Annotated in this window: 11 protein-coding genes; 6 read left to right on the forward strand and 5 right to left on the reverse strand. The window is 62.4% G+C overall.

The window, feature by feature from the left end; all coding sequences use genetic code 11:
• Nucleotides 1-431: 431 nt before the first annotated feature.
• A complete protein-coding gene (locus MNBBLIKP_RS00625) occupies nucleotides 432-794 on the reverse strand; it encodes a single-stranded DNA-binding protein (protein WP_088306581.1) in 363 nt (120 codons plus the stop codon).
• A 739-nt stretch (nucleotides 795-1,533) separates the two neighbouring features.
• Nucleotides 1,534-3,807, reverse strand: coding sequence for a penicillin acylase family protein (locus MNBBLIKP_RS00630; RefSeq protein ID WP_088306582.1), 2,274 nt, complete (start codon nucleotides 3,805-3,807; stop codon nucleotides 1,534-1,536).
• 150 nt (nucleotides 3,808-3,957) lie between these two features.
• Between MNBBLIKP_RS00630 and MNBBLIKP_RS00635 the strand changes: the two genes are divergently transcribed.
• Nucleotides 3,958-4,980 carry an AraC family transcriptional regulator gene (locus MNBBLIKP_RS00635; RefSeq protein WP_140420486.1) on the forward strand — a complete coding sequence of 341 codons (1,023 nt, stop codon included), beginning with the start codon at nucleotides 3,958-3,960 and terminating at the stop codon, nucleotides 4,978-4,980.
• Between the two features lie 34 nt (nucleotides 4,981-5,014).
• On the opposite strand, the gene MNBBLIKP_RS17870 is transcribed toward MNBBLIKP_RS00635, so the two are convergent.
• Both MNBBLIKP_RS17870 and MNBBLIKP_RS00645 read right to left on the reverse strand, forming a co-directional pair.
• Complete coding sequence (locus MNBBLIKP_RS17870) at nucleotides 5,015-5,179, reverse strand: hypothetical protein (protein ID WP_176399589.1); 165 nt, start codon at nucleotides 5,177-5,179, stop codon at nucleotides 5,015-5,017.
• Nucleotides 5,180-5,736: 557 nt separating this feature from the next.
• Nucleotides 5,737-6,285 carry a hypothetical protein gene (locus tag MNBBLIKP_RS00645; protein WP_088306585.1) on the reverse strand — a complete coding sequence of 183 codons (549 nt, stop codon included), beginning with the start codon at nucleotides 6,283-6,285 and terminating at the stop codon, nucleotides 5,737-5,739.
• Between the two features lie 516 nt (nucleotides 6,286-6,801).
• Between MNBBLIKP_RS00645 and MNBBLIKP_RS00650 the strand changes: the two genes are divergently transcribed.
• From MNBBLIKP_RS00650 to MNBBLIKP_RS00665, 5 genes are all read left to right on the forward strand, one after another.
• Nucleotides 6,802-7,056, forward strand: coding sequence for a hypothetical protein (locus MNBBLIKP_RS00650; protein ID WP_140420487.1), 255 nt, complete (start codon nucleotides 6,802-6,804; stop codon nucleotides 7,054-7,056).
• A gap of 175 nt (nucleotides 7,057-7,231) precedes the next feature.
• Complete coding sequence (locus MNBBLIKP_RS00655) at nucleotides 7,232-7,819, forward strand: hypothetical protein (protein ID WP_140420488.1); 588 nt, start codon at nucleotides 7,232-7,234, stop codon at nucleotides 7,817-7,819.
• A 128-nt stretch (nucleotides 7,820-7,947) separates the two neighbouring features.
• Nucleotides 7,948-8,439 carry a hypothetical protein gene (locus MNBBLIKP_RS17875; RefSeq protein WP_176399590.1) on the forward strand — a complete coding sequence of 164 codons (492 nt, stop codon included), beginning with the start codon at nucleotides 7,948-7,950 and terminating at the stop codon, nucleotides 8,437-8,439.
• Between the two features lie 173 nt (nucleotides 8,440-8,612).
• The gene (locus MNBBLIKP_RS00660) at nucleotides 8,613-10,994 is read left to right on the forward strand and encodes a TcfC E-set like domain-containing protein (protein ID WP_176399591.1); all 2,382 of its coding nucleotides are present in this window, start codon (nucleotides 8,613-8,615) and stop codon (nucleotides 10,992-10,994) included.
• 35 nt (nucleotides 10,995-11,029) lie between these two features.
• Nucleotides 11,030-11,734: a hypothetical protein gene (locus tag MNBBLIKP_RS00665; protein WP_140420489.1), complete on the forward strand. Its 705-nt coding sequence runs from the start codon at nucleotides 11,030-11,032 to the stop codon at nucleotides 11,732-11,734.
• Nucleotides 11,735-12,303: 569 nt separating this feature from the next.
• On the opposite strand, the gene MNBBLIKP_RS00670 is transcribed toward MNBBLIKP_RS00665, so the two are convergent.
• Nucleotides 12,304-12,813 carry a DUF4402 domain-containing protein gene (locus MNBBLIKP_RS00670; RefSeq protein WP_176399592.1) on the reverse strand — a complete coding sequence of 170 codons (510 nt, stop codon included), beginning with the start codon at nucleotides 12,811-12,813 and terminating at the stop codon, nucleotides 12,304-12,306.
• Between the last annotated feature and the right edge of the window lie 191 nt (nucleotides 12,814-13,004).

Raw genomic sequence — 13,004 nt, forward strand, 5'->3', positions numbered from 1 at the left:
GGCGAGCGCATTGTCAAATCCTGGCGCATTGCCGGCGCATGAGAATTGACACACCTATGGATCGGCACATTTCCGCCAGAAACTTTCCGGCCACGCCGGGTACGGTGTGCCCGAATCTGCTCCTAACTTGGCTCCGTATTGTTCTAGAATCTGCTGCTCGTGTTTTCAGGAAAAATGAGCCTCAATCCCGCACTATACCTAGCCCGTATGGCGCTTGAGTGAAACCCCAAGCGGTTGGCAAAGTTGACCGATGCTCCGCTTTACGGAAGCAAATAGCCATTTTGGACGCGCGATCTCCGCCTTGCGGAGGTCGCTCAATTTCGCGCTTTCGGAGCGAGTTTCGATGGCCTGATTAGCACGCGGAAGGCCCGGATCAGCAGGTGCTGATCCGGGCCTTTGAATGACGATATCCGATCGCTGCGGCGCTACTTCTAGCGCCGTTTCTTCGGTTCCTCGCTGCTGGATTCCTTGGCCTTGGCGAGGAAGTCGACCTGCTCGGCGATGATCTCGCAGCCATAACGGGTCTGGCCTTCGCTGTCGGTCCAGCGCGAGTAATGGATCCGGCCAGTGACCATAACCATCGCGCCCTTGGTGACGTGCTCGGCGACGCATTTGCCGACGCCGTTGAAGCAGGTGATCCTGTGCCACTCGGTCTCGGTCTGGCGGTTGCCTTCGCTATCCTTGAAGCAGCGGGTGGTGGCGAGTGAGAGGTTGGTGATGGCGGCGCCCGACTGGGCGGTGCGGACTTCCGGAGTGTTGCCGACGAAGCCGACGAGAGTGACGGTGTTCTTCATGATGCTGACCTTTCGAAGCTGTTCTTCCGTCCAAGGGACCATCCCTTTGACTGAGCCCCGAAAAGGCCGGGCACGGTCAGGTCTGCACCGAACGCAGAGAGGGAAACGCCGCTCGAAGGAGTGGTGCGGGCAGGCATGCGCAGCATGACAACACGGTCCGCATGAGCGCGCGTTGCATGGCCTGCCCGGGTTCGGTCAGGGGCGTGGATTAGTCATGAAAGGGGATTGTGCCTTGGATGAACGAAGGCGCTTTGGTCGCGTGAATTGAACGACGTTCGCTTTCGAGCCTTCGCCTTATCCAACAATCAGCAAATGCTCACCGCTGTCCTGCCTTGTCAGCCCAATTCGCCTGCGGGTGAAGCGCTTGGCGATGTCGATAGGGGTCAGTTAGTTCTGACTTGGACAACAGCAAGGGCGAAACGAAGCATTCACTTAAGCATGATGCAGTCAGTAGCGAATGTCCGCAATGTTATCGTGTCCGGAAAGGCAGCTATTGATCGGAAGGGGGCGAAAACGGACGTTCGAACTATGGCGAATTTCGATGTCCGTTCACGCTAACATTGCCGACGTTCGCGGCCCATTGTAGTGGCATCGAAACCAGTCGTACGTTCACACTGGTGACAGCACTGCTAGATAACGGAGTCTGGGACAATGCCGCCGTATTTAAACGGCATGCCTTATGACTGGAAATGCCAGAAGCTGGCACAACCCCGCTCGGCAGCGCAGATGCTTCTTTTCCCTACTCTGCAATCCGCTTGGGCTTGCTGATCGCCGCTGCGGCAATCTCCGCTTTGCTGAATGGCAGCCTGTGCCACGCCTTGGCAGCGTAAGCTCGGGTCTGATCGGCATAGTGGGGCGAAGCAGGGTTGGTCGATTGACTGTAGCTCAGGATCGCCTCGGCGATGGGACCCGCCGCATCAAAGCCGACGATCTGGATGTAGCTCGAACCGTGGACTGGCATCAGGCCGCCGCCCGGAGCGGGACGAGAGTCCTGGAAGTTGAGCACGCCGGCGGTGCCTGGCCCCCCATGCACCGGGATGCGCTCATCGCCCGCAGGCCAGTTGTGGATACTCCCCCACTCGGCATCGAGCGGGATGTTGGCGGCATCGAGTTCGGCCACCGCCTGATCAAGCGCGAAGAGCAGTTTGTCGCCCGCACCTGCGGTGTCTGGCTCTCGCGGGGTGGCGATCGGGTCGGCGGGATCGAAGGGCACCGCCCACAGGCCCGGGATATGTGCAGCCCTTGCCCAAAAGGCGCGGAACAGGGCAGCGCCGCGGCTGTCGGCTTCAAAGCGCCGGTCCCATCCGGCCAGCGCATCGCACCCGCGCCGCGGCTCGGGCAGGCGCGCGCACAGGGCCAGCATCGGCTTGACAGTCAGATCGGCAGCATAGCTCTTGTTGGCAAAGACCAGCGCCTTGGCCCGCGCATGATCGACCTTGCCCTGGGCAATCAACGCTTCGGTCTCGGTAAAGTTCGAACGGGTGCGCACGGTAAGCTCTGCAGCGTGCCTGCCCAAGATCGGCGAGAGCGGCGGATGCGGGATGCGGGCATTTGCCAGCCAGTAACTGTCATTGGAGTTGGTCAGATAATCGCGCCGCAGGGTGGCGGCCTGATCGCTTGCTGGCATCAGGCCGGGTTCGGGGGTGCCAGCGGCCACGTCCCACGCACATTCGCTGCGCGCGCCATCAAGCAGCGGGGCAAGTTGCGCGAGCTGGCGTGTCAGCGGCGTGGAGCATGCTGCGATCTTGGCCGCCGAGACGTTGGGGACCGCTGTGACATCGGCGATCAGCGCATGGCCACCGCGATCGGCAGCGATGGTGTTCACCCAGGGAATGCCGAGTGTCTGGCTGACCGCCGCCTTGATCTCGCGCACGCTGCTGGCCTTGCCGATGGCAAGCCACGTTTCGATCCCGCGCTGATTGCCGCTGTTGGCGTCGCCTACCGTGAAGGCCGAGGCGGCAGTCCACAACAGTCCGTTCTGCGGCGCGGCCACCACCGGGCCGAAACGGGTGCGGTAGAGCGTGCGGGTGACGGGCGCGGCGCCTTCGGGCATCGGCACCGTGATGACGCGCGGCTCCATCGCCACGCTCTGCCCGTCGAGCATGTAGCGGGTCGGATCAGCCGGATCGAGTGTCAGTTGCCAGAGCGTGTAATGCCGCGCCGCGGTGACGGTGTGGGTCCAGGCGATATCGCGGTTGAAACCCATCGCCGGGATCGAAAAGCCCGGCAAGCCGACGCCCATGGCATCATATCCATCCGGGCCGATGATATGCATCTGCCACAAGCGGTTCGGGCCTTTCCAGGGGAAATGCGGATTGCCGATCAGCAGTCCGCGCCCGTCGGTGGTCGTCTCGCTGCCGAAGGCCCAGCCATTGCTGCCCATTCCGGGCTCGTCCGGACGCGGCAGGGCCGCAGCCTTGGCCGCAGCAGTCCCGGCCTCCGGCGCGCCCGGCGGGGCGGCATTGGCCAGCGCCGGGGCCAGCGCCAGCGATCCGGCCAGTAGCATCTGCTTTTCGGTAAGCCGCAGCATATCGTCGAAGGTGATGGGCCTCACCCAGCCCTTGCCGCGGCATTCGGCCGGCACGCCATCGGGGCCGATATCCCGGAGATAGCGGTTGTACCCGGCAACATAGCCTTCGGTCAGCAACCGGGACTCGCGCGCCTTGCGTGCCGCGCCATCGCGCAAGGCCGGCAGATCGATCACGGCACGAAAGAACAGGTCGGAGGACAGGTTATCGACCTCCTGAAACCCCAGCACTGCCTTGGCATCCGGCCCGAAATACTGCGAGCGTTCGCCCGCGACGGTCATGAACTCTTCGGCCAGCAGGCAAAGGTTGTCTTCGGCATAGGCATAGGCAACGCCATAACCGACACTGCGCCAGTCGCGGGCTTCGATGTGGGGGACGCCGAAAGTCGTGCGCGTGATGGTGGCGTCATATAGCGGCTTTGCTTCCAGCGCCGGAGAGAGCATCAATGCTGCGCAACTTGCCGCCCAGACCGAAAACCTCATCATCGCCCCTCTCCCTCGCGCCAGGCGCCTGCGCGAGGTCCCGGCATTTCTCCGCATCCTTCCTCATATCGGCTTGCCAGCTTGATTGTTTAGCATTAGCCGACACCCAATGAGCAAAAGGCGACAATCTTGCGCCAATGCGGGGAAAGCGCGGTGACAAGCCGCCCGCCCACGCTCGTCAGTATCGATGCACTTGCCAACTGCATCGAAGTCGCCGCCGACGCGGGGTTCGACATCCGCCCCTATCTCGCCCGCCGAGGGATCGATCCCGATCTGATTGCAGGCGAACAGGGCCTGATCGACTATGCCGATCTCAACGGCCTGCTTGAAGATGTTGCAGTGGGCGAGAACTGTCCCAATTTCGGCTTCCGTCTTGCCCGGGCACAACGCCCGCTCCAGTTCGGGATGATCAGCCAGACCATCGCCTTTGCGCCAACCGTGGGCGACGCCTTGGAGACGTTCCTTAAATACCGCGCGCTCTACAGCCAGTCATCGCATTGGGAGCTGAAACGCCAAGACGGGATCGTCCAACTGCGGCGGTTTTCGAAGGGTTCGGACCACCGCGACGGGGTGCAGATCGTCATGTTCAACATCACCAAGTCCGTGCAGGCCGTGCGGGCGCTGATGGGGCCGGAGTGGAGTCCGATCGGCATCTATCTCGTTGCCGATAACATCGCCCTGACGCCCGCGATGCGCGGATACTTCGATGCGCCGGTGTTCATGGGTTCGCCGCTTGACGAGATTGCCTTTCCGGAAGCTGACCTTGCCACGCCGATCCCCACCGGCAATCCCGAAATGCTGGCAGTGCTGACGGCATATTTTGACCAGCTTCTGCCTGATCTGGCGCAGCGGGGGCAAATTGCCGCACAGGTGCAGCAGATCCTGCGCACCCGCATCGGCAATGCGCCTTGCGGGCTGGAAGACATCGCCAGTCTCCTCGCCATGCACCCGCGCACCTTGCAACGGGCGCTCGCCGCCGAAGGGGCCGCCTTCCGCACGCTTGTCAAATACACCAGAATGCAGATCGCCAAACAGCTGCTGCAATCCACCAGGCTGCAGTTGGCCGCGGTCACAACGCTCGCCGGATACAGCCACGCGAGCTCCTTCGCGCGTGCCTACAGCCGCAACAAGGGGCAATCCCCGCGCGCAGAACGCGGGTCGGCTTCGGCAGAATAGCGCCGGATTGACGCTGGCTTCGCCTGCTGGCGCACTAGCCCTTCAGCAACCGCAAGGCTGTCGCCATTCGCTCCGCCTCCTCGGCCGTGGTTTGCCAACTGGTGACAAGCCTCGCCTCGCCGCTGTCCGCGCTGCCCCAATCATAGAACGCGAAGCCCTCCGCCCGCAGCTGCGCTTTGCCCGCATCGCCGAGTTTCACGAAGATCTGGTCGCAAGCTGACGTCGCCGGCAAACCGACGGAACGGCAGCTTACCGTCGTTTACACTTCGCAAGCTGCCGTTCCGGTTCGTCCGCAATGTCGGGCGTTCACCTTAGTTCGATCGCAGTATGAGCAGAGGGCAGCTTTCGGCCTAACTAGATAAGGCGCTAATCGTCGGCTTTGTCAGCGACAGCGATCAACGGATCGCGGCGCGCGGAACGGCAGGTTTTGGTGTTACCCGACGTTCCCCGTGCAGCGTCGGAACGGCGTAAGTTGGCCGTTAGCCCCGTTGGCTTTGAACATCAGAATACCGCTAACCGGGCTTCGCGGTCCGTAAGCCGCCTTATTGGCGCAAGGGTTGCTCCCTTCGGGACGCAAAGCCTTTCTGACCGAACCGGCAGCGCAAAGCCCCGGCAAGCCGTGAGGCATGCCGGGGTAGCGATTGCGCGGGCGGGAGGCCCGGTTCTAGCAGCTTCGCGGCAGGCGCCGCCGCAGGTGGGAGGTCCTGCGTTCGTTGCGCACAGAGCGCGTACTCGCCCGCTGATGAAGCCCTGTTGTTATTGCGGCGTCATCAGCAGAGTAAGGGTTCCGGTGTAGCTCGTCGCTGCCTGCATGGTCTGCAGGTCGCTTGCCGCGATCCCGATGATCAGGCTTGCCGACGAGGCCGGGCCAGAGGCGCAGTTCTGGTTGGTCGCCGTCGACACGAAACCGGCCGATGCGGTTCCCGCAGTCAGGCCAGTGCCGGAGGTTTGGCCGGCAGTCGCATTCCACTGCACCGAATAGGGAACCGTCAGGCTGGCATTGGCCAGCGTGAATGCGTTGGCGGCGCCGCTGCCGCTGGCGGTGATCGTATACCCTTTGGTCGCGGTGTTGCTCCAAGCACAGACAGACTGGGCATTGGACGCGGCGGTCGTCGGATCGACGCTGGTGAAGGCCACATCGGCAAGGCCGGAAAGTCGCGCGCGGGCCGGAACCGATGCCGAAATCGAAATCGTCCCGGTCGAAGTTGCGCCCAGCGAACCCTGGGTTGCTGCCAGTACAGGCGAAGGTAGCATAGCCGACAGCGCCGCTACTGCGGCCAGCATGGCATTCGGTTTGCTCAGCATTGGTCTTGTCCTCACACGATTGACTCTGGTCGATTGCAAAGTGTCAGCGGCCGTTCGGAAAACCTGCCTGGCAGCTCGCACTTCCGAAAATGTACCTAGGAAAGGTAAACATCTGGTTGACCATGTCCGGTGGGGCCGCAGCCGGGTTCGCGAGCCGCAAAGAAGCGCCTGGCAAGGCTGGCAAACCTGATCGTTCTAGAACGGGACACCCTCGTCAGACGCATGGACAGCCGAGCGCCAAGCGCGGAACGCATGGTATCCCAATACTGGAGCTCCAGAGTGTCCGCCGCTCGACGACCACCCCGCACTCTCCCCCGGTTCTCGCGATCACTCTACCTGCGGTTCCCGGTCGCTCTGCTTTGCGCGAGCGCGCTGAATGCACCCGCCCTGGCTGCCAACGAAGGGCTAATCGCCGCCACTTCATCCGCGACCATTGCGATCAGCGTTTCGGTCCGTCCTAGCCCGGTCCTGACTCGAGTCAGCGTAGCGATGGTCACGAGCGGTCGGAACGGCACATTGCGCGTTTCAGCCGAGTGTGGCCGCGATGCGGCTCGCGAGGCCCCGCTCGGGTTCGATGCGCTGGCCACGCTGAGCGCGCCGCAAACCTCTGCTTCGGTCGGCGAACGCCTGGCCTTGGCGGCTGTGCAGACCCCTGAGTTCCTGCTTGCGGGCGATTGCCTCAATGCCGACACTCTCGCACCGGCCGCCATCGGCATGACCTCATCGGCGCAGACTGGTGCAGACCTGACCCTGATCATAGCGCCGCGATGAGATCGCTCCTTTTGTGCGCTGGCCCCAAATGGCACCACATGCAGGGATTGGCTCCTTTGCCGGGCATGCAGGAGCGAGATTGCCGCAGTCTTGCGTGCGCCTAGGTCGAAGCCGTGAGGGGAATGTTAACCATTGCCGGCTACCAAACGGGAACTATTCGCTTCCCGAGCAGGCAATGAACAACGACACCCCGGTACATCCACGCCCTTTGCACAAGGCGGCAACAAGGCTGAGCGCTGCAATGCTGTTTATCGGCTCGCAGCTGCTTTTCACAGCACCGGCCCAGGCTGCCACGCAAGGCAATCTCGGCGCGACTTCAAACGCCAGTGTCGCAATTTCCGCTTCGGTTCCCGCCCGGGCCCGCCTGTCCGGCCTCGCCGACATTGCGCTTGCCGGGGTCAACCCGGCCAGCAATGCCGTGGCGAGCCGAAACCTTTGTGCCTGGAGCAATACCTCAAGCAAGGGCTACAGGATCACCGCTTCGGGCAGCGGCGCCGCCAGCGCATTCACGCTGGCCAATGCCAGTCTGACGGTTCCCTACACAGTTCAATGGAATCAGGCCTCGGGACAAACGAGCGGCACTGCCCTCACGCCGGGCACCGCCTCGACAACTTTTACGTCAACTGCCACGCACCAGCAGTGCCTGACTGGCCCGACGGCATCGGCATCGCTCGTCGTCACCATCACTTCGGCTGCACTGCTGACAATGCAGGCAAATACTACGTACAGCGGCACGCTGACGCTTCTCATGACCCCTCAGTAGGTCATTCTGGCCCCGGATAACATCAGACCGGCAGGCTCATCGCGCCGCTGCATGGCCGGCTTGCGACTGCGCCGCGCCAGGGAATGTCCCTAACCGGTTGTTAACCAAGTTTTGCAAGATTTGGCAGCATGGCCAAGTCTCTCATCTCCAAACTGATCAGGACTGCCTGCGCCGCGCTGGCGCTTACCCTGCCCGTTCAGGCGCAGGCCCAATCCGTGCGGATTTCCGGCATGTCCGATGTCAACTTCGGACAGGTCGCCAATTTTCTCAACGACCAGAGTCTTAGCCAGACGGTGTGCCTGTTCAGCTCCAGCCTGAACGGTGGTTACACCGTAACCGCAACCGGGTCAGGTGCAGGCGGAGCCTTTGCGCTGGGCGCTGGAGGCATTCAGCTGCCCATCGAAGTGCAATGGGCTGGCAGTGCCAATCAGATATCGGGCCAGAACCTGCAGCCCGGCGTGCCGCTGCCCAGCAACACCGCGAACGCCGTGCTCAGCGGTTGTTTCCTTGGCCTGCTTCGCAGTGCGAGTCTGATCGTCGTCCTGCGCGCAAGCGAAACCAGCAAGGCTCGTGCCGGAGCATATACCGGATCAGTCTCGTTGATGGTTGCGCCGAACTGACCATGCGACGTGTCCGGACAACCCTGTTTGGCGGCGCAGGGCAACGTCCAGCGCGGCGCGAATGCCGCGCCGCCGCCTGGAGCTGGGTTCTTGCTCTGCTTATCCTCGCCGGCCGGCCGGCCTTTGCGGCACCGCCACCTGGCTTTGAGGCCCTGGCAGGTCCCGAACAGGCTGTGGTCGACCTCTATCTCGCAGATCGGCGACTTGGTACGGCGCAAATAACGAGCTTCAATGGCGCGCTCTCATTCGAGCAGCCGCAGGCCGTGCTCGCGTTGCTCCCCAAGCTGCGAGATCCGGCCAGAGTGCTGGAGTTGCTTTCTGGTCGGCAGTTTCCCGCCAACAGCCAGCTTGTCTGCACTCCAGGGGCCGACCGCACCAGCTGCGAACAGCTCCGGCCCGCCGAGATCGGCGTGATCTTCGATCGCGATCACTTCATTCTGCGGGTCTATATCAGTCCGGAGCTACTGGCCGAAGAGCGCAGCGCTTCGCGGACATTCCTGAAAGATCCGGAGCGCAGGCTAGGCCTCTTGGCGAATACGAGCGCCTATCTCTCGGGCATGTCGGGCGGCCCGCAGACGATCAATCTCGACAGCCGGATGCTGGCCGGGTTCGGTGCCGCGCGGCTGCGCAGTGAAATGACCTTGTCGAGCCGGTATGGCTGGAAAGCCGAGACTCTGGCTGCAGAGCTCGACCGGCCTGGCTGGCGCTACACCGCCGGCCTGTTTGCCAGCCACCCGGGACTTATGATCGGTCGGCGTCGGGTGCTTGGCGCGGCCGTTACGACCCAGATCGATACTCGCGCGGACCGCGATCAATTGATCGGCACCCCACTGGCTGTCTTCCTCGAACAGCGCTCGCGGGTCGATGTGAGCCGTGACGGCCGGATCATCGCCACCCGGATTTTCGAAGCGGGCAATCAGGTTCTTGACACCAGCACCTTCGCAGAAGGGGCTTATGAGCTGGAGCTTCGCATCACGGGAGCCAATGGCAGCGTCAAAACCGAGCAGCGATTTTTCACGAAGATGGGTAATCGCAGGGCAGATTCGGGCACATCACTTTACGCGCTCGCAGGCCTCCTTGCCGATGATCAGCATGGCACGCCCTTCACCGTGCGCAAGGTGCCTTTCGCCCAGACTGGCGGTGCCTGGGCCCTGTCGCGCCGGACATGGGTCGATCTGTCTTTGTCAGCAACAAACAAGACCTCGACCGCAGAGCTGGGGATCGTGCACTATGGAAAATTCCTGGTCGCACGCGCAGGCGGCGCGCTCAGCTCGCGGCGCGATGCCGGTGCGTTTCTGCAGATCTCTTCCTACGGCAGCAGCAAGCTGAACTTCAATTTCGACCTAAGAGCCGTCAAGCGCTCGGGCCAGTCGCCTGCTCCGGCAATCGCCCCGCCAGCTGCACTGGCATCCGGGGTCAGCATCACTTCCTCGAGTGCCGATCCGTGGCTCAGTTTTTCGACCCATTCGTTTGTGCAGGCAAACAGCACCCTGACTTACAATCTCGGACTCGGCCAGTTCCGCCTTGCTGCGAACCTGCGCAAGGACGCCAACAGCCCGGTCGATTTTGACCTCGGACCAAGCCTGCGGTGGGACATTGTGAAACGCAGCGGAATGCAGCTGACCTTCCAGACGGACGGCCATATCTCGCGCAGCCGGCGTTCGCTCTACGCGGGCTTCACTCTCCAGCTCTTTTCGCGCAATTCGTCGGTTCAAGGCTGGGTCGGCGGCCGTGGGACCAGTGCTTCGGCAAGCGATGCCGCGCGCCTGGTTGCTGGGATCTCAGGCTCAAGCACACTTGTCAGCGATGAGCGGGAGCTCGAACTGGGCGGCTCGCTGGAGCGGAACGATCAGCAGGTCGCCCTTGCTCTCAATGCCAAGCTGCAAACCAAGCCGGTTACCGTGGATGCGCAAATGATAAAGGGCTTCGGTGGGGCAGGCGCACCCTTGCAATACAGCCTCGGCCTGCAATCGGTCCTGGCCATGGCCGGGCGAAGCGTCGGCCTCAGCAACGCAGCGAGCGGCGACGGCGCGCTGATGGTTGCCATCAGCGAGCGGAGCAAAACCGGTCAGTTCGAAGTTCTCGTCAATGAGATTCCCTCAGGCTTGGTGAGCGCAGGTGCGCGCAAACTGATCGTGCTGCCGGCCTATCGCGCCTACGACGTCCGACTGAGGCCGACTGGAACCGTAAGGGTCCAGGCCGACGCCAACAGTTACGAAGTGACGATTTTCCCTGGCACCGTATCCAGCCTCAAATGGCAAGCGAGCGCGGTCACCCCGGTATTTGGCCGCTTGACGGGCAGCGATGGCCATCCGCTCGCCAATGCAATTGTCCGGCTCGGCTCCCTCGCGGTCCAGACTGACGACAGGGGCTATTTCCAGATCGAAGCGGAGCCTGGTGCCGAACTGAACGTCAGCATGGCAGGCCGATCGAACTGCAAGGTTGTTCTTCCGCGCGAATTCGATAAGGGGCCTTACGTAAGACTGGGTACCCGAATTTGCGGTCCCGATCTCACAGTGCGGCAACGACCGGCGGTCATTGCCGCTGTTGAATAGGTCCGCTTGAGCGGGACGATAGACAGAGCGAGTAGATGATGAAGCAAAACGGGTCTGGTGTGAAACGCTTGTGCCTGGCGCTCACTTTGTCCGGTGCCTTGCTTCCTGGCATGGCCTCGGCTGATATTGTCCTGAGCCAGGTCATCGTCGACTTTCAGGCAGGCGAGCAGGACTACCGTGATATCGAGATCTGGAATGCTGGCACCTTGCGCGCCTATGTCACGGTCGAGGCGGACCAGATCCTCGAGCCAGGTCTCCCCGATGAGCGGCGCGTACATGAGCCGGACCCGGAAAAGGCCGGCATCCTGGTAAGCCCGCAGCGGCTTGTTCTCGAACCGGAGCAGCGCCGGATTATCCGGATTGCGGCCATTGCTCCGCGCGATCATGCCGAGCGCATTTACAGGGTAGCGGTCAAGCCTGTCGCCGGAGATCTGGGCGAGCGCCCGACTGGCCTCAAAGTCCTGCTCGGCTATGATATGCTTGTGCTGGTCAGAGCCGATACCAAGAGCGGGGAGGTCAAGGCCACCCGCGACAGGCAAACGCTGGTGTTCGAAAATTTCAGCAACGCAGCCCAGGAGATCTTCGACGGCAAACAATGCGCGCCGTCCACCAACCAGTGCACCGATCTTCCTTCGACCCGGCTCTATCCGCACGCCCGCTGGAGCGTTGCCCTGCCCGGCTCAGGTCAGGTCGAATACAGCCTTTCGGACGGAAAATCAGTCGTCCGGCGTTCCTATTAGCGACCGGCGCCCACTGCGCGGTCCGTGTTGGCTATGGATGCCATCCCGGCTCGGGCGCCATGATCGTCTTTAGGTGAAGCCTAGCTGTGCCAGAGGGCTGCCGGGTGTGATGCAAAACGCAGCCACACCGATCTTCGCCAGCCATGGCTGCACTGAAATTACCATTGTTTCCGTGCCATAGTCTTACCCTATGCGCGCCGACGGACCATGGGGGCGAGCATCTCGACCAGTGCTGAGAGCACATCCTCACTGTTTGGGGTGGCAGGCAAATGGCAGGGCATTAACCGGTAGGGCCACATTGAGGCTTACCGTCAGAGCCGGCCGCATTGGCAGCAGGCACGAGCTGCTCCAGGTGACCGCTCATGCTGCCGGGCCCGACCTGCATCGCCTCGACCGCGATTGCCTTCAATCTGAGTACCTGCCCGCAATGATACGAGCGCCAGGATTGTCATTCAGGTGCTCAAGTCCTTGCCGGTGCAAGGGCAGCGCAAAGGCAGTGCAAGCGAAAGGGCCGCACCCGCGCTGCGGATGCGGCCCTTGCTGTTCATCCGTCCGAAGACGGGTGCACGTTACTGGTATTCGACCGAAACGTCGAAGGTGCCGCTGTAAACGCCAGCTACCTGGGCGCTCGCCACGGTCAGCGTGCCGCCAACCGAGAAGGTCGACGAACCGGTGGTCGCATCCAGCTGGAAAGCGCCATTCGGGTTGCTGTTCCAGCCCGACAGGCTCATCGTTTCGGTGCCGCCCGAACGGGTCAGCGTAGCGGCCGAGCTCGGCAGGGTCAGCGCAACGATCGCGCCCTTGCTGCCAACCACGGTGAAAGTGGCGGGAGCACGGGTGCCGGTCGAAACCAGCGCGCCGGTCTTGGAAACGGACGAGTCAGCGTTGACGGTGACGGTGCCGCCGGTGTTGGCAGCGATCTGGCCAAAGTCGAGCGCGGTGTCGGCGCTCACCGACAGGGTGCTGAGCACTTCCGCGGTTGCGGTCGCAGTTGCAGTCGTGGCAGCGTTAGCGGCCGAAGCAAACGACAGCACGCCCAGAGCGGCGCCGACAACAGCAAGACGAAGCGAATTACGCATGATAATTAGGTCCCTTCCAAGCATTCTCAATCGATGCAGCGCCGTAAAGCGCCACTGGAATGGACGGCTTGCCCCCATTCGCAGGACCCTATGTAGAACCACGGTGTTCAAACTTTACTGCCCGGTATGGTTTACACAGCAAGGCTCAGTGTTAACTTTCCCGCTTGGCTCCGCTCTTGTCAGGTCTGGTG

Source organism: Novosphingobium sp. B 225, from assembly GCF_002198665.1.
Lineage (GTDB): Bacteria > Pseudomonadota > Alphaproteobacteria > Sphingomonadales > Sphingomonadaceae > Novosphingobium.

Excerpts from the sequence above, each read along its gene's own strand:
- MNBBLIKP_RS00625 (WP_088306581.1), bottom strand. The coding sequence starts at position 794 with ATGAAGAACACCGTCACTCTCGTCGGCTTCGTCGGCAACACTCCGGAA.
- MNBBLIKP_RS00630 (WP_088306582.1), bottom strand. The coding sequence starts at position 3,807 with ATGATGAGGTTTTCGGTCTGGGCGGCAAGTTGCGCAGCATTGATGCTC.
- MNBBLIKP_RS00645 (WP_088306585.1), bottom strand. The coding sequence starts at position 6,285 with ATGCTGAGCAAACCGAATGCCATGCTGGCCGCAGTAGCGGCGCTGTCG.
- MNBBLIKP_RS00655 (WP_140420488.1), top strand. The coding sequence starts at position 7,232 with ATGAACAACGACACCCCGGTACATCCACGCCCTTTGCACAAGGCGGCA.
- MNBBLIKP_RS17875 (WP_176399590.1), top strand. The coding sequence starts at position 7,948 with ATGGCCAAGTCTCTCATCTCCAAACTGATCAGGACTGCCTGCGCCGCG.
- MNBBLIKP_RS00665 (WP_140420489.1), top strand. The coding sequence starts at position 11,030 with ATGATGAAGCAAAACGGGTCTGGTGTGAAACGCTTGTGCCTGGCGCTC.
- MNBBLIKP_RS00670 (WP_176399592.1), bottom strand. The coding sequence starts at position 12,813 with ATGCGTAATTCGCTTCGTCTTGCTGTTGTCGGCGCCGCTCTGGGCGTG.